The sequence below is a fragment of the Paenibacillus sp. HGF5 genome, from assembly GCF_000204455.1.
Lineage (GTDB): Bacteria > Bacillota > Bacilli > Paenibacillales > Paenibacillaceae > Paenibacillus_AQ > Paenibacillus_AQ lautus_A.
Genome location: NZ_AEXS01000088.1, coordinates 1 through 15,230 on the forward strand (window position 1 = coordinate 1; position 15,230 = coordinate 15,230).

Sequence of the window (15,230 nt, forward strand, 5' to 3'; positions counted from 1 at the left end):
CGCGCATCCTCGATCGCTTCCTTCACGATCTCGACCCCATACACCTTCTTGGCATGCTGCGCCAAGAACAGGGATATCGTCCCGATCCCGCAATAGGCGTCGATCACGGTCTCTTCCCCGGTTAATCCTGCATACTCCACCGTTTTACCGTACAACACTTCGGTCTGAGCCGGGTTCACCTGGTAGAAGGAACGCGCAGAAATCGCAAACTTCACATCACCGATATAGTCATGGATGACCTCACGCCCCCACAGGACGCGGGTTACATCTCCAAAAATAACATTAGTTTTACGTATATTCACGTTCTGGCAAACACTCACAACAGCCGGGAGCTCCTCACGGATCGCAGCGACCCACTCGTTCAGGCGCGGTATCCGCTCGCCGTTCGTGACGAGCACAATCATCATCTCCCGGGTGGCAAAGCCGATCTTCACCACAACATGGCGAAGCAGGCCTTGGCCTGTCTCTTCATTGTACGCGGTGATGCCTAGCTTCCGCCCGATAGCTTTGACGCGGCTGACGACCTCGTCGTTCTGCTCATGCTGGATGAGGCATGTCTCCATGTCCACGATCCGGTGGCTGCCGCGGGCGTAGAAGCCGCCAACTAGGCCGCCTTCCGTTACGCCGATCGGCACCTGAGACTTGTTGCGGTAGCGCCAAGGCTCGCTCATGCCGAGTGTCGGCCGCACGAGGATCCCCTCTTGATCTGATTCAACGCCGGACACGGCATGATTCGCCCCATTGGTTTGAGAATTCTCAATGTCCCCTCCACCATCTGTGCCACTCCGCTCGTCGTCCACACGCATCTCTCCAGCAACTGCCGCCTCACGCACCACCCGCAGCTTCCCGATCCGCTCCAGGTTGTCCACCACCAGCTGGCGCTTCCACTCCAGCTGTCCGGCATAACTCATATGCTGCAGCTGGCAGCCGCCGCATTGGTCGTAGATCGGGCACGGAGCTGCGATGCGGTTCGGGCTCTGTTCAACCAGCTCCAGCAGCTTAGCGTAGCCATACTGCTTCTTGGTCTTGAGCACCTTCACCCGGGCCTTCTCGCCCGGCAGGGCGCCCTGAACGAACAGAGTATAGCCGTCGGCACGGCCGACCCCTTCCCCGTCATGGTTCATTCCTATAATATCGATCACGACCTCGTCGTTCTTGGCCACCGGCAGGTCCAGGAGGGCCGCCGAAGCCGCCGGCTTGCCGCTGCGGCGCGTGTCGCTTCCCTTGCGGTTCTTCTTCATGGTGTGCTGTTCACTTCTTTCCGTTCAACTTGTCCCTTACTACTCTATATTCCCAATCGGAACACCATCCATAATCAAAACGGATGATCTTCCGTTAACCTTCACTCGCTTAAACAACAAAAAGCTCCCCCAAGGGAGCTTAGCGCACAAGCTCACGTCCATCATTATACGGGAGCCTCGTATGTTATTCAATCCATTCAGCCTGCAAATCCAATCATTTACTTACAAGAGCCTGAAGCCTAAGCGGCGATTCTCGGCCTGTTCCATCTCGTTCCATGGCCCATCGCCCCAATCGCCTATCCATCGCTAATGCGATCTGTCCACGCGGAGCCATCGGCAGCACCCCTCACGCCTTAAGCACCCCGATGCCTTCAGCCTCTCTACCAGCCAAACATCTCAGCCAAAAATCCTTAAATGCTGCGGCAGGACGCGGAACGTGCCCGGCAGGACGCCGCCGAACTCGCCGTCCAGGTTCAGCTGAACCGGTCCCGGAGAGACGACCTCCATATAGTCGGTGCGGAAATGCACGACCCGCTTATCGTTGATGTGCTCGCCACGCAGGGCGAGCGTAGCCACGCGTACGAACTCCGCCAGATTGCACTTGCGCAGGGCAATGACGTCGAACAAGCCGTCGTCGATGCTTGCGCCCGGCGCGATTTTGTCGAAGCCGCCGACCGAGTTGCTGTTCGCAATGAGGAACACCATGAATTCGTCATGGATCGCCGGATGACCGCTGGCGTTGATGATGAGCTCCTGCGGCGCGAGGCTGACCATTTTCTCGATCCCCTTCAAATAATACGCCAGCTGCCCGATCATCGTCTTCAGCTTGCTTGGCACTTCATACGTGAGCTCGGTCAGCGTACCGCCGCCCGCGATATTGATGAAGTAGCGATCATTCGCTTTGCCCACATCAATTGGACGCGTCTCGCCCCGAATGACCAGGTCGCAGTACTCCTCCCAGTTCTTCGAGATACCGAGCGCCCGCGCAAAATCGTTCGTGGTGCCCAGCGGAAAAATACCGAGCGGCGGGAGGTTATCCCTGCCGGCCATCCCGTTGATGACCTCATTAAGCGTACCGTCTCCGCCGGCCGCGATCACAAGATCGTACCCGCGCTCCACGGCATCCGCCGCTTCACGGGTCGCATCCCCCTCTCCGGTCGTTGCATGACAGGAGGTTTCGATGCCAGCACTATCCAGACGGTGCAATATATCAGCAAGCCGACGCTTCATTTCCTCCCGGCCGGAGGTTGGGTTATAGATTAACCTTGCATTTCTCATTAACGATACGCCACCTACTTATGATTTCAAGGATAGAAGAAGACGTTTGGCCTGCGACTCCATCCACTGCGGCAGCAGCGGATGCGGAAGCAAGGTTCTGCCGGAATAACGGCATCCCAGCCCCTCGAGCCGATCGGGTATAACCTTCTCCGTAAAATACCCCTCACTCAAAAAAAGCGGAGCTACGATCACATCGCAGCCGCGCTCCATCCATGCTGTCACCTTGTCCCGAACATCGCCGGGACTGAGTAAGGCATAATCCGCGCTTGTTCCGCTTACCTCGCTAACTCGCTGTGCTAAAGAGTTAATACCCTTTTCCCAGCGGCTGCGAAACAGATCATGCCGGCTGCCGTGTCCGACAAGGAGAATAACCTCCTTCGCCGGGTTCACGGACAGCTCTTTTACCTTATCCCATACCATGGCCGCAATCTCGGGAGCGTCGTCCATCGGCGTACCGAAATGAACGCGGGACCGAACCCGAAACGGCGCCAGGTCCGTCTCCATGTCCGGAACGGCCTTCGCTCCTATAGCATAAGCTATTTCGTCGACATGTGTGCTGCCGGACGAGACAAATAGAGGAATGACCACAATGTCGGTGACACCCTGGTCTTCCAAGGCCGTGATGCCGTCCTGAATCAGACGGCCCTCTACCAATTCCAGGTACGAAGATACGACCGGTATATCCATGCTGGATGCCAGTTCGTGGACAGCCTCGTCCACAAGCGACACCCATTTCCGTTCACGTGAGCCATGACTGATGACCAGCACACCCGGCTTCGTCATGAATTAACGTCCCAGACGCTCCAGCGTCATTTTGTAACCGTCATTGCCGTAGTTCAGGCAGCGCTTCACGCGCGAGATCGTGGCGGTGCTGGCTCCCGTTTCTGCTTCAATCTGGTTGTATGTGCATCCCTTGCCCAGCATGCGCGCCACTTCCAGCCGCTGCGACAAGGATTGAATTTCGTTCACGGTACAGAGATCGTCGAAGAATACATAACATTCCTCCACGCTGTCCAGGGTTAATATCGCTTCGAATAATTGATCGATGCTTTTATCATTTAGCTTCTTTAATTGCACTGGATGATCATCCCCTATTGTTACTGTGTGTATAACACTCGCACTCCCATTGTACCCGAGCGGATATAGTATTTTCAAGCATTAACGATTTCACGCACTACAGGACGACCACCCCTTAGGGGGACTCATCCCGCATAAACGCTCTCATTCACGTCCGAAAGAGGCGCGCCAAAATCTTCCTGGGCGATCGCCCGATTCCGCTCCTATCCCGAAAATCGGGACATCCGCCTAAACCCATCGCCCGCCCGTATCATACAGTATAGTATCTTAACTCAAAAAGGAAAGTGATATCATGACGCGTCATTCTCACTATTATCATCGCCGACCCACGAATAACCATCGCTCCCTCAATTCATATGAATCACTGCCGCAGGATCCAACACCGTACCCTGGCATCACGCCATACGGCGATTATCCGGAAGTCGGTGAAACGGCGTTATATCCATATACCGACGGCGTAACGGATTTGGAGGCTTCGGCTTCGGCTCTCGCTCCCTCCACGAATTCCGGCGGCGGCGGGCTGGCAGGTCTCCTCGGCGGAGGAGGCGGCAGCGGCGGTGGATTAAGCAAGCTCCTCGGCGGGCTCGGGGTCAACAATATGAGTGACATCAAGGGACTCATCGACCGGATGGGCGGCATCGACGGCATCGTCAACAACATCGGCAAGGTACAAAAGGTCATGCAGGGCTTCCAGCAGCTTGCGCCTATGTTCTCCGTGCTGGCAGGCGCACTTAAGAAGAAGGGCAGCGGATCGTCTTCGACTGCCTATACGGATCAGAATGAAGACGGCTACGAATACAGACCGAGAAGACGGCGGTCCTCGGGAAGCAGACGCCGCTCCGGCTCGCGTAAATCGTCTTCCGGCAAAAGACGGCGCCGTTAACCTATGTAATCGGTGCACCCACGACACTTTTTTATATGCCGTGCAATTCTAATTTAACAGTGCAGGCTCTGATTCGCGAATAAGATCAGATCTGTCAGGAAGGGTCCATCAGATACGTTAGGGCCGACCATGGCGAGATGCACGGAGCCCTCATACATCACGCAGGCTCCAGTCTGTACCCCCAGACTGGAGCCCTATCTTTTTTACGGCCTGTATATCCTCATCAGCGCGTCCAGTCCCCTTCGGGGCCGGCTTCTTTATTCTCGACGCTTTCCAGCGATTTTAACCGGAACCAATACGAACCACGCAAACCGGAACGCAGCAGCATCGTAATACTGCCGAGCAGGTACAGCACCGTCGGGATTCGTTTCATCTGTGGATAGAACATCATGATGCTGCCTGCGATGAACAGCAGGCCCGTGGCGATCTCGCTGATGACCATGCCCGCCTCGTAACGGTTCGTGACGGCGAGCTTTCGTTTTCGTTTCCAAGCTAAGCGAAGCATCCGGCGCAGCAGCCGGGAACGCAAAGGCTCGTCAGGTTGGCGCGATGAACGCTTCTTGGGATGTCGTTTGAGCCCGAGTTTCATATGCAGTCCCTCCTCAGCAAGGCTTTACCCCTTACGGAAGAACAAGAAACGACAGCTATTTAGCATTCGCCCTGTGAAATGGGACAACCTTCCCCGCTCATCTCTCTTCAAAGTTACCGCTGACCCAGAACTTCGGCCGACGCAGATGGTCCCGACTGGAATCCCCGCTTCGGTTGGCTTAACAGTATTTACCGCAAGGAACCTCCTTATTTAAACCAGCCTCTACGCATAAACCACAACACCATGCCGCCGCCCAGCACGAACATGAGAAGGAGTACAAAAAAGTATCCGTAATGCCACCCCAGCTCCGGCATGTTCTCGAAATTCATCCCGTAAATCCCGGCGATCAGGGTGAGCGGCATGAAGATCGTTGTAATGACGGTCAACGTCTTCATGATTGTGTTCATCCGGTTCGAATTCACCGATATGTAGCTGTCCCGTAGATCCGCCGTCATCTCGCGGTCTGCCTCGATCATGTCCGCCAGCTTCAGCAGATGGTCATAAATGTCGGAAAAATAAGCATGGTGCGCGTGATGCTCCATATGCTGGGAGTTCACGATCCGGTAGAGCAGATCCCGCATCGGCACGACCGTACGCCGCAGGCGGAGCAGCCTTGAACGCAGCGCGAAGACCTGATTCATCAGGTCCTCGACCGAATCCTTCTCCCCTTGGCTTTCCAGCTCGGCCAGCTCGTCCTCGATGGCGAACAGGCTGGGAAAATACTGGTCCACCAGCTTATCCATAATCGTATACGCCGTGAAGCTCGGGCCGTCCTGGCCCAGCGGCCCCTTGCCGGCAACCGCGAGCACGCGTTCCCAAGCCTCGTCCATTTCCGGCAGCGCCTGCTGGTGGAAGGAGACCACGAACGAAGGGGCCAGGAACACATCCACCTCGACCGCCTGCAGCGTATCCGGCTGAAGGGCATGCAGGACAAAGAACTGCATGTTGTCGTAATAATCCAGCTTCGGCCGCTGCAGGACGTGCAGGCAATCCTCCACCGCCAGCGGATGAAAGTGAAAATAGGTCTCCAGCTTCCCCGCTTCCTCCGGCGTGGGATTGCTAAAATCGGCCCAGATCCAGGCATAGTCCTCCATCCGGATCTCTTCCAGCGTAAGCCCGGTCACCGGTTCATAGCTTGGCGTAATCGCCAGAACGCGTATCATGATTGGATGTCCCCTTCCCCTGTACCATCGATTCTTTTAAACAAAAAAAGCCAATCGATTCCTGATTGGCCCCACAACTATCCGTTTCTCTATGTGTAATGATTCATGTCTAGAAAAGAATTTTAAAGATGACTCCTGCCAGTACGGCCGTAATCGGAATCGTAATAAACCAGGTTACCACGATGCGTCCTGCCAAGGACCATTTTACGGCGGAGAAGCGTTTCGCCGAGCCTACGCCGAGAATTGCCGACGTAATGGCATGCGTCGTACTGATCGGCAAGTGAAGCAATGTCGCCGAGAAGATAACGGAAGCGGCCGAGAAGTCAGCTGCGAACCCGTTGATCGGCTCGATTTTGAATATTTTCGTACCCATGGTCTTGATGATCTTCCAGCCGCCTACCGACGTACCGAGCGCCATCGCTGTTGCCGCAGAGACTTTAACCCAGAAGGGTACTTCCATCTCCTGCAATTGACCGGAAGTCACGAGAGCAAAGGTGATGATACCCATCGCCTTCTGCGCATCGTTGGTACCGTGCGTGAAGGATTGCAGCGCTGCCGTGAAGATCTGCATCGTACGAAAGCCCTTGTTCACCGTATGCGGACTGCGCTTGGCAAAAATGACCTTGAGCAGCTGCATGACCAGATAACCGATCACGAATGCGATAATCGGCGACAGGATCAACGCAAGCACGATGTCCTTGAATCCGCCGTAATTCAGCATGTCGCTTCCCGCACCGACGAATACCGCACCCGCCAGTGCCCCGATCAGGGCATGGGAAGAGGACGAAGGCAATCCGAACCACCAGGTAACCAGGTTCCAGATGATGGCTGCAAGCAATGTTGCAATAACAACCTCGATCCCGTTATCCAGCTTGGTCGGATCCGCGACGCTGCCGCCGATGGTTTTGGCAACGCCCGTGAACATCATCGCGCCGACGAAGTTCATGCTCGCTGCGAGCAGTATGGCTACCCGCGGCTTCAGGGCCCGGGTCGATACCGACGTTGCGATGGCATTCGCCGTATCATGGAACCCGTTGATGAAGTCAAATGCAAGCGCCAAAAAAACAACTATTACTAATACTAACATCGTTGTATCCATTGTTCAGGACTCCCTTACGAGTTGCGCATAATGATGGATTCCAGCATATTTGCCACGTCTTCGCAGGTGTCCGTGGTCGTCTCAAGACGTTCGTAAATCTCTTTCTTCTTGATCAGCAGAATCGGGTCAGAGACGGTGGCAAACAGATCCTTGATGCAGATCCGCAGCAGCTCGTCGCCTTGGTTCTCCAGATCGTTCAAGCGGATCGTGTATTCACGGATCGCCAGAAGTTTCTTCTGGGAGAGCAAATGAATGGCTTTCTGGATTTCATAAGCCGATTGACGCAGAATCTCTGCAAACTGCACCATGTACTCGTCAGGTTTCCCCAGATTATACATATAGAAACGGGATGCGGTTGCTTCCAATCCGTCCATCACATCGTCCATGCTGGTTGTCAGGTCCATGATGTCGTCGCGTTCGATTGGCGTAATAAATGTTTTGTTGAGTTCAGTAATGATGGTATGCGTGTAGGTATCACACTGCGACTCGTATTTCTTCATTTCGTTGGCAAATTCAAGCACATCTTCAAGATTGGAAACGTGCTGCGAAAAATAGTCTGCGGCTTGTACCACCGTATCGGCCATATTCTCCAGCGTTTGGAAGAATATATCCTTTTTCTTCATTTTCATACTCTTAACCCCTTTTTTCGATAAATTGCCGCGAACGCCCTGAAAAGATAGACAACCTTGACTATCTTATCACATCCATGGCAGGGTGTGTATAGAAAAGTAACACTCAAAAATGTAAGGAACTAACAAAACAGAAGATGCATGGATATCCCTTCAATTCCCTTGCCTATTAACATCTCCGTATGCGTGCAAATTATCCCGAAACGGCAGGCCTGATTCGCTGCCTCGAATTCTAGGGATTCGAGATCGTGACGTGGCTTTCAAAAGAAGGCGTGTTGGGCACAATGTTGAAATATGTCGTTCCCGGAACCAGCGGCACTTCCTTGCCGTCCTTGACGAAACGGATCGCATCACCCGCAGCGCGTACCCACTGCCCCTTGATGACTTCCCCGCGCTGGAACAGCATCGCTTCCCCGCCCGCTTCCACGTTCACGGCAAGCCGGCCCACGTCATCCAGCACCTTATGGTCCGCCCCCAGCACGATCACATTCGCGGCCTCCAGCTGAACGTTATCGTTGAGATCCACATGCGGCGATCCGTTGATCGACCGTTTGTACGTATTGGAGGAACCGTCATACTGATAATCCACGACATAGCTGTCCAATAAAAATTTGATTTCCACCTTCTCTGCAGCCTCCCCGGAAACAACCTCAACCGGTTCAGTGCCCTCTTCGCCATCGGCGCTTGCAGCGATCGCCTCCGGATAGAACGTATATTGCGGAACCTTCACCTCGTTGCCGTAATTCAGCTTGGCGGCTCCTTCACGGAGCTTCTCGTCGCTGGAATACAGATTATGCGGGGCTTTGCGGTCCTTGGCTCTCCAGAAGTAGGCGCCTGCATTCCCGATCTCGTCCATGTCCTGCTTGCCTTGCTTTTGAATGATGCTGTAGGCTTCCGGGCTTCCTCCCGCATGCACCAGAACACCGCCGTAACTCTCGCCAAGATTGATCAGATACGGTCGAATGCTGCGAATCGGCCCGATCTTCTCAATGTTGCTCTGGCTTTGGAAAATGCCGATCAGCCGCGTGATTCCTCCCTCCGCCAGCACTTCATACACCATGTCCGCTTGACTGAGACCCGATTGCGGCCTAGCAGCCGGTGCGTTATTGATCATAACGGCCAGCGGACGCTGCGTCAGTGACGCTTCTAACGGCAATCCCGTCAGAGGTGCCTTATATGGAGAAGAGGTTTCCTCCTGGGGCACTTCGACCGGCTGCTCGACCGGAGCCTCCACCACGGGTGCCGGCGTTGGCTCCGCCTGCTGTTTACCGCCGCTGCAGCCGGACAGCAGCAATACTGTCGCCATGGACAATAAGCTTGTCCTCCACGCATATTTTCGGAAAGACAAAGACCCTTTGCTAAACATATCGTTTCCCCCTATGAACGCTCCCATTACTTATTACCCTAAATTTCCAGACCATTTACCCGTAATTTCCAACCGACGTTTCAACTTTAATTTACATTTAATCACAAAATCCGCGCTTTGTCTGTATATAGAAGAGATACTATCCTTTAATGAATCACCTTGACAGCATGGCCTTGGCAGCAGTTCCAACTCAAACCATGGTGAGGTTCTTAATGACCCGGTTTGTGACATAAAAAAGTCTCTTAGAAGGCATACGTATAGTGCGTATGCCTTTAAGAGACTTCCTGCTTCCATCCATTTATTTAGCTTTAAAAGTATCCGAAGAGAAACGAGATGCGATTGTCATCCGATCCGCAAACCAATATTGCCAAACTGCTCGCCCGCCGTCATCCGCCGGAACGCATCCAGAATCTCATCCAGCGGGTACATCCGGTCGATCAGGGGCGCAATGGTGTGCTCCTCCATGAACCGAAGCATCTCTCCGAACTCCTCGCGGCTCCCCATCGACGTACCGATCCAGGACAGCTGCGGAAAAAATAAGGCTCTCAGCGGAACCTCGACCGCGTCGCCGGAGCTGGCCCCAAAGCTGACGATCCGCCCATTCGGCTTGATCACTTCCAGGTATTGGGGAAAGGTTGCCGGACCGATACTATCCAGAATCACGTCCACCTTCTCCCCTTGCAGCTCTTCGTTCCAATCCCCGCCGCTCGAAAAAGCCCTATGCACAGAATAGCGCCGCGCTTCTTCGAGCTTGGATTGGCTTCGGGAAGTGACGCTGACGACAGCCCCCGCATTCTGGGCCATGAGCATGGCGTAGGTTGCAACCCCGCCTCCTATACCTGGTATAAGCACATGCTCGCCAGGCTTGATATGCGCCCTCGTAAACAGCGCACGGTAGGCCGTTAGCGCGGATAAAGGCAGTACTCCCGCTTCCTCCCATGTCAGGTATGTCGGCTTTCTGAAGGCATTGTCCGCTGGGATGACGACCGTTTCAGCAAACGTACCGTCCGTGGGTCCGCCCAGGATCTGCGGCACCACCGGGACCTCTTCGGTGTTATCCCAACCGATCGTCGGATGGATGATGACTTCCGTGCCGACCGTCAGCCCCCCCACTCCTTCACCTACGGCATCAATGATGCCTGCGCCGTCTGAGCCCAGAATGAGCGGTGCATCCGCCGCATGACGTCCCTTCATCAGAAACAGATCTCGGTGATTGAGTCCGGCCGTCTTTAGACGGACCCGGATCTCACCAGGACCCGGTTGTTTCGATTCCATATTGCCGACCCGAAGTCCGTCCAGTCCGCTCCGGCCGCGATGAATGGCTGCTTTCACATGAATCTCTCCCCTTCTTCCGGCTTGTGTAGGCCATGTTAGGTTCAATTGTATAGATCGCCTCGGAGCATGTAAAATGAGTAGTATTGAATATGGCATTCAGTCAGAATGAAGTCAGGAAGGTGAGACTAATGGAAAGCGGAGATTTACGGATATTCCGCGCAGTAGCGGAGGAAGGCAGCATTACGCGGGCGGCCCAACGCCTGCAGTATGTTCCCTCCAACGTCACGGGCCGGATCCGCCAGCTGGAGGACAGGCTCCAGACGGCCCTGTTTATCCGAAGCAATCGAGGGATGGATCTGACCCCGGCCGGCGAGCGCCTGCTTGGATACACGCGTCAAATTTTAAATTTGCTGGATGAAGCGGAGAAATCCGTACAGGCTGAGGATACGCCGCGGGGACCGCTACGAATCGGTGCGATTGAATCCACCGCCGCTGCATATCTGCCAGGACGCCTGGCCGACTATTATGCCCGTCACCCCGAGGTCAGCCTGTCCCTCACCACGGGCAACTCCAGCGTGCTGATGCAGCAAGTGCTGGACCGCGAACTGGACGGCGCTTTCGTGTACGGACCTTTGACGCACCCTATGCTGAAACAGATTCCTTCGTATAATGAGGAACTGGTACTCATCTCCGAAGCCGGAGCGGCAAGCCAGCAGGAGCAGTTGCAGAAGCCGATGCTTATTTTGTCGACAGGCTGCACTCACCGATCCAGAGTGGAGCGCCTGCTGGCCGAAGCTGGCGTTCAACATCCGCAAATCATAGAGTTCGGTTCGCTCGAAGCCGTGTTAGGCGGGGTTGCTTCGGGTCTCGGCGTAGCGCTTCTCCCAAGGTCCAATGCCGTTTCGCTTTCCAACGAGAAAAACATTGCAGCCATGACACTGCCGGAGTCCTACCGCGAGGTCGTGGTGTATTTTATCTATCACCGCGACGTGCCACTGAGCAGCGCCCTTCGAGCTTTTCTGGAGCTGGAGAATCAAAAATGATTGAAGTTTGGCCCTCAAAGCGGGCACATCGGATCGAATGACCACAGCGAGAGAATCCCTGCACTCCTGAAAACGAAAACGATTGACTAATCTAGTCAATGGGAGGATTAGATTGAATGTTCACAACTTTGTGATATTTATCACGTGTATTGTGAATATTTTCACTTATAATAAAGACATAGAGAAGGTGATCACTTCCCAAGGCAACAAGAACACACATCATCGACATCAAAAACAACATGTTAATCCAAAAAATTAAAACTCATTTAAGGAGTGGTTTATATGTTTAACAATTGGCTGAGAACAAACAAAGTGGCAATGTGGTTACTGACATTCATCCGGGTCTACATCGGGTATGAATGGATGACGGCAGGTTGGGGTAAATTGACGGGCGGATTCGAAGCAGGCGGATTCCTGCAAGGCGCGATTGCCAAAGCAGCCGGCGATCACCCCGCCGTCCAAGGCTGGTGGGCAGCGTTCCTGGAGCACGCAGCACTGCCGGGCGTGAAGCTCTTCAACTTCATCATCCCGCTCGGTGAGTTCCTCGTCGGTGTCGGACTGATCCTCGGTACCTTCACCACCTTCGCTGCTCTGATGGGACTTGTGATGAACGCCGCGTTCCTCTTCTCGGGCACCGTGAGCACCAACGCCCAAATGCTGCTGCTTGAAGTGCTGATCATCGTCGCTGCTGCCAACGCCGGTAAAATCGGTCTCGACCATTGGGTTCTCCCTTACCTCCGCGGCCTGTGGAACAAAATGACGCACCGCGATCATGAGCCTAAAGCGCCGACGACTCATCTGAAAAAACGAACAGCTTAACTTCGTAACGATCCATGCAAGACGGTGGAGAACTCCGGTTCTCCATCGTCTTTTTTCCATGCCAAGAACCTATGCCAAATCACAGTCTATGCGAATACTGTATTTAAATACAGATTTTTGCAAATATGAATAATTTGTGATGATGCGACATTATATAGATCGTTGCTGTTTTTTCGGCTTCCGTCGTGCTTATGAATTTCAAATTTGCAAAAATCTGAAAACAAAAAAGAGAATGATTATTCATTGGAGGAGTGGTGTTGATGTTTATTCAATGGTTGCAATCCAGCAAAATCGCGATGTGGCTGCTGACGGTCATTCGGGTGTACGTCGGGTATAAGTGGTTATCGGCTGGCTGGGGCAAGTTAACGGGAGGCTTCGATGCGAGCGGATTTATGCAGGGAGCCATCGCCAAGTCCACCGGCGAGAATCCCGCGGTTCAAGATTGGTGGGCCGTATTCCTCAAGCATGCCGCGCTCCCCGGGGTCAAATGGTTCAACGTCATCATTCCGCTGGGCGAATTCCTCGTCGGGCTCGGCCTGATCCTCGGCTCGTTCACCGTGTTCGCTGCGCTAATGGGGCTGGTGATGAACTCGGCGTTCCTCTTTTCCGGTTCGATCAGCATCAATGGTCAGCTCCTGCTGCTCGAATTTCTGATCATCCTCTCAGCGGCCAACAGCGGTAAGATCGGCATCGACCGTTGGCTCATGCCTTATCTTCAGAATAAATTCACGCGCAAGGCGAAAGTCAGCAACGACTCCTCCCCTCTGCAGAATCAGGCAGTCTGATTTATAAGGAATACGGGAGTAAAATAGAATTAAAATGTAATTTAAAGTATTCTCAAGCTGTATCGTATTTGGTCGTATCCGGTCTTACTCTTCTCGTCAGTTAAATTCGTGCCTGGTTCCCCCGTCCCATAGCTAAATCCATCTCGTTTCTTCTTCCTAACAGTACGATTTGAATGGTTCTCCTCTATTCGCACTCTTTCTGCTTGCCTTATCAATAAACCATCGGGTGACCGCGGCCATCGGTACCGGTCATCCGTGTTTTATAAACAGTTACGCTTAGTAATAAATTCACGACGAGCCTCAGGGTCCAGGGAAATGGCATCTCCCAATGCGTTCGCATTATCTAATCGCTCCAGGTACTAGGTACTTTTTTACGCTTACTGCTAACAGCTAGCTGAGTTTTCGCTGACGATTTACTACTCCGCTTGCTGGTTTTGCATTTACCACTTCCTATTTTGCATATCATTTAATGGATATATGCCTACTCCATGCAGCTTTTTCTTATCACTTACCGGTTTATGTCTACTGCATATTGCTTCACTTATTATCTGCTGGCTTTATGCGTAAAACTTACTTATGCTCTGCTAATTGATATTGGATGTGCGTATACTTCTTGCTGTTTGAGCTCTTTTGCTTATTCTATTGCGGCAGCCATTTGCGTACTGCTTCCCACGTTCTCCCCACCCCTTTTCACCTATCACTTCCCCCTGCCAACTCACGAATGTAAAGTTTTTTTATGATTTTTATCACGAATGTGATTTAAATCACATATATTGTGATTTTTTTCACTTATAATAAAGACATAGAGAAGGTGATCACTTCCCAAGGCAACATGAACAAACAACATCGACATTAGAAACAAAGCAATTATGTGAATCCAAAAAATTAAAAACTCATTTAAGGAGTGGTTTATATGTTTAACAATTGGCTGAGAACAAACAAAGTGGCAATGTGGTTACTGACATTCATCCGGGTCTACATCGGGTATGAATGGATGACGGCTGGCTGGGGCAAATTGACGGGCGGATTCGAAGCAGGCGGCTTCCTGCAAGGCGCGATTGCCAAAGCAGCCGGCGATCACCCCGCCGTCCAAGGCTGGTGGGCAGCGTTCCTGGAGCACGCCGCACTGCCAGGCGTGAAGCTCTTCAACTTCATCATCCCGCTCGGTGAGTTCCTCGTCGGTGTCGGACTGATCCTCGGTACCTTCACCACCTTCGCTGCTCTGATGGGTCTTGTGATGAACGCCGCGTTCCTCTTCTCGGGCACCGTGAGCACCAACGCCCAAATGTTACTGCTTGAAGTGCTGATCATCGTCGCTGCTGCTAACGCCGGTAAAATCGGTCTCGACCATTGGGTTCTCCCTTACCTCCGCGGCCTGTGGAACAAAATGACGCACAGAACCACCAAAGGCGACGGCACCACCCACACACCTTTCAAAAAACAAACCGCATAACATAGTAATCAACTGAAACTAAACAATCTAACCTATTGATTAAACCGCCCGACTTGAGCCATCAAGCCGGGTGGTTTTTGTTATGGCATATGTTGGAGTTTCGGCATACCACCTCTGTTTTCGCATACGTTTGGGTTTGGACATACTGCTTGTGTTTTGGCATGCTGCTCATGCTTGGCATACGTCTGAGCTTTGGCATACGGCTGGAGCTTTCGCTTACTTTTAAGCTTTGGCGTACGTTCGAGCCTCAGCATAAGTTTGAGCTTTAACATACGTTCGGGCGTTGGGCTTACACTTTGGCATACGTTCGAGCCTTGGCTTACTTTCAAGCTTTGGCATACGTTCGAGCCTTGGCTTACTTTCAAGCTTTGGCTTACGTTCGAGCTTTAACATACGTTCGGGCGTTGTGCTTACGTTCGAACGTTAATTTATACGGCACTAACTAGCTACTTACCATTTTAGCGGACTCAGCGGACCTTATATTGACCAAAACCACCTTTTCTTTAACACTAACGGACCAGAGATCCGTT

The 15,230-nt window shown here is 52.9% G+C and carries 15 protein-coding genes; 5 read left to right on the top strand and 10 right to left on the bottom strand.

The window, feature by feature from the left end:
- From rlmD to HMPREF9412_RS14110, 4 genes are all read right to left on the bottom strand, one after another.
- The coding region (gene rlmD / locus HMPREF9412_RS14095) for a 23S rRNA (uracil(1939)-C(5))-methyltransferase RlmD (protein ID WP_009592280.1) at positions 1 to 1,241 on the bottom strand (1,241 nt) is incomplete at its 3' end.
- Positions 1,242 to 1,637: 396 nt separating this feature from the next.
- A complete protein-coding gene (locus HMPREF9412_RS14100) occupies positions 1,638 to 2,519 on the bottom strand; it encodes a diacylglycerol kinase (protein ID WP_009592325.1) in 882 nt (293 codons plus the stop codon).
- Positions 2,520 to 2,537: 18 nt separating this feature from the next.
- Complete coding sequence (locus HMPREF9412_RS14105; protein ID WP_009592330.1) at positions 2,538 to 3,302, bottom strand: sirohydrochlorin chelatase; 765 nt, start codon at positions 3,300 to 3,302, stop codon at positions 2,538 to 2,540.
- Positions 3,303 to 3,305: 3 nt separating this feature from the next.
- Positions 3,306 to 3,596 (bottom strand): YerC/YecD family TrpR-related protein, encoded by a 291-nt coding sequence (locus HMPREF9412_RS14110; RefSeq protein ID WP_009592310.1) that lies wholly within the window; start codon positions 3,594 to 3,596, stop codon positions 3,306 to 3,308.
- Positions 3,597 to 3,888: 292 nt separating this feature from the next.
- Between HMPREF9412_RS14110 and HMPREF9412_RS14115 the strand changes: the two genes are divergently transcribed.
- Positions 3,889 to 4,479 carry a hypothetical protein gene (locus HMPREF9412_RS14115; RefSeq protein WP_009592309.1) on the top strand — a complete coding sequence of 197 codons (591 nt, stop codon included), beginning with the start codon at positions 3,889 to 3,891 and terminating at the stop codon, positions 4,477 to 4,479.
- A gap of 223 nt (positions 4,480 to 4,702) precedes the next feature.
- Here the strand turns inward: HMPREF9412_RS14115 and HMPREF9412_RS14120 are convergent, their stop codons facing one another.
- The 6 genes from HMPREF9412_RS14120 to HMPREF9412_RS14145 all read right to left on the bottom strand — a co-directional run bounded on the left by HMPREF9412_RS14120 (position 4,703) and on the right by HMPREF9412_RS14145 (position 10,657).
- The gene (locus HMPREF9412_RS14120; RefSeq protein ID WP_009592295.1) at positions 4,703 to 5,068 is read right to left on the bottom strand and encodes a YrhK family protein; all 366 of its coding nucleotides are present in this window, start codon (positions 5,066 to 5,068) and stop codon (positions 4,703 to 4,705) included.
- A 206-nt stretch (positions 5,069 to 5,274) separates the two neighbouring features.
- Positions 5,275 to 6,231 (bottom strand): magnesium/cobalt transporter CorA, encoded by a 957-nt coding sequence (gene corA, locus HMPREF9412_RS14125; protein WP_009592286.1) that lies wholly within the window; start codon positions 6,229 to 6,231, stop codon positions 5,275 to 5,277.
- Between the two features lie 109 nt (positions 6,232 to 6,340).
- Positions 6,341 to 7,330, bottom strand: coding sequence for an inorganic phosphate transporter (locus HMPREF9412_RS14130; protein ID WP_009592277.1), 990 nt, complete (start codon positions 7,328 to 7,330; stop codon positions 6,341 to 6,343).
- A 14-nt stretch (positions 7,331 to 7,344) separates the two neighbouring features.
- Positions 7,345 to 7,959, bottom strand: coding sequence for a DUF47 domain-containing protein (locus tag HMPREF9412_RS14135; RefSeq protein ID WP_009592343.1), 615 nt, complete (start codon positions 7,957 to 7,959; stop codon positions 7,345 to 7,347).
- 232 nt (positions 7,960 to 8,191) lie between these two features.
- Complete coding sequence (locus tag HMPREF9412_RS14140) at positions 8,192 to 9,265, bottom strand: DUF3048 domain-containing protein (protein ID WP_254664052.1); 1,074 nt, start codon at positions 9,263 to 9,265, stop codon at positions 8,192 to 8,194.
- A 402-nt stretch (positions 9,266 to 9,667) separates the two neighbouring features.
- Positions 9,668 to 10,657, bottom strand: coding sequence for a zinc-binding dehydrogenase (locus HMPREF9412_RS14145; protein WP_009592285.1), 990 nt, complete (start codon positions 10,655 to 10,657; stop codon positions 9,668 to 9,670).
- Positions 10,658 to 10,788: 131 nt separating this feature from the next.
- Between HMPREF9412_RS14145 and HMPREF9412_RS14150 the strand changes: the two genes are divergently transcribed.
- The 4 genes from HMPREF9412_RS14150 to HMPREF9412_RS14165 all read left to right on the top strand — a co-directional run bounded on the left by HMPREF9412_RS14150 (position 10,789) and on the right by HMPREF9412_RS14165 (position 14,700).
- The gene (locus HMPREF9412_RS14150) at positions 10,789 to 11,643 is read left to right on the top strand and encodes a LysR family transcriptional regulator (RefSeq protein ID WP_009592300.1); all 855 of its coding nucleotides are present in this window, start codon (positions 10,789 to 10,791) and stop codon (positions 11,641 to 11,643) included.
- Positions 11,644 to 11,925: 282 nt separating this feature from the next.
- Positions 11,926 to 12,462, top strand: coding sequence for a DoxX family protein (locus tag HMPREF9412_RS14155; RefSeq protein WP_009592293.1), 537 nt, complete (start codon positions 11,926 to 11,928; stop codon positions 12,460 to 12,462).
- Positions 12,463 to 12,722: 260 nt separating this feature from the next.
- Positions 12,723 to 13,247: a DoxX family protein gene (locus tag HMPREF9412_RS14160; protein ID WP_009592287.1), complete on the top strand. Its 525-nt coding sequence runs from the start codon at positions 12,723 to 12,725 to the stop codon at positions 13,245 to 13,247.
- A gap of 913 nt (positions 13,248 to 14,160) precedes the next feature.
- The gene (locus HMPREF9412_RS14165) at positions 14,161 to 14,700 is read left to right on the top strand and encodes a DoxX family protein (protein WP_009592282.1); all 540 of its coding nucleotides are present in this window, start codon (positions 14,161 to 14,163) and stop codon (positions 14,698 to 14,700) included.
- Positions 14,701 to 15,230 lie beyond the last annotated feature (530 nt).

Excerpts from the sequence above, each read along its gene's own strand:
- HMPREF9412_RS14100 (WP_009592325.1), bottom strand. The coding sequence starts at position 2,519 with ATGAGAAATGCAAGGTTAATCTATAACCCAACCTCCGGCCGGGAGGAA.
- HMPREF9412_RS14105 (WP_009592330.1), bottom strand. The coding sequence starts at position 3,302 with ATGACGAAGCCGGGTGTGCTGGTCATCAGTCATGGCTCACGTGAACGG.
- HMPREF9412_RS14115 (WP_009592309.1), top strand. The coding sequence starts at position 3,889 with ATGACGCGTCATTCTCACTATTATCATCGCCGACCCACGAATAACCAT.
- HMPREF9412_RS14120 (WP_009592295.1), bottom strand. The coding sequence starts at position 5,068 with ATGAAACTCGGGCTCAAACGACATCCCAAGAAGCGTTCATCGCGCCAA.
- corA (WP_009592286.1), bottom strand. The coding sequence starts at position 6,231 with ATGATACGCGTTCTGGCGATTACGCCAAGCTATGAACCGGTGACCGGG.
- HMPREF9412_RS14130 (WP_009592277.1), bottom strand. The coding sequence starts at position 7,330 with ATGGATACAACGATGTTAGTATTAGTAATAGTTGTTTTTTTGGCGCTT.
- HMPREF9412_RS14135 (WP_009592343.1), bottom strand. The coding sequence starts at position 7,959 with ATGAAAATGAAGAAAAAGGATATATTCTTCCAAACGCTGGAGAATATG.
- HMPREF9412_RS14140 (WP_254664052.1), bottom strand. The coding sequence starts at position 9,265 with ATGGCGACAGTATTGCTGCTGTCCGGCTGCAGCGGCGGTAAACAGCAG.
- HMPREF9412_RS14150 (WP_009592300.1), top strand. The coding sequence starts at position 10,789 with ATGGAAAGCGGAGATTTACGGATATTCCGCGCAGTAGCGGAGGAAGGC.
- HMPREF9412_RS14155 (WP_009592293.1), top strand. The coding sequence starts at position 11,926 with ATGTTTAACAATTGGCTGAGAACAAACAAAGTGGCAATGTGGTTACTG.
- HMPREF9412_RS14160 (WP_009592287.1), top strand. The coding sequence starts at position 12,723 with ATGTTTATTCAATGGTTGCAATCCAGCAAAATCGCGATGTGGCTGCTG.
- HMPREF9412_RS14165 (WP_009592282.1), top strand. The coding sequence starts at position 14,161 with ATGTTTAACAATTGGCTGAGAACAAACAAAGTGGCAATGTGGTTACTG.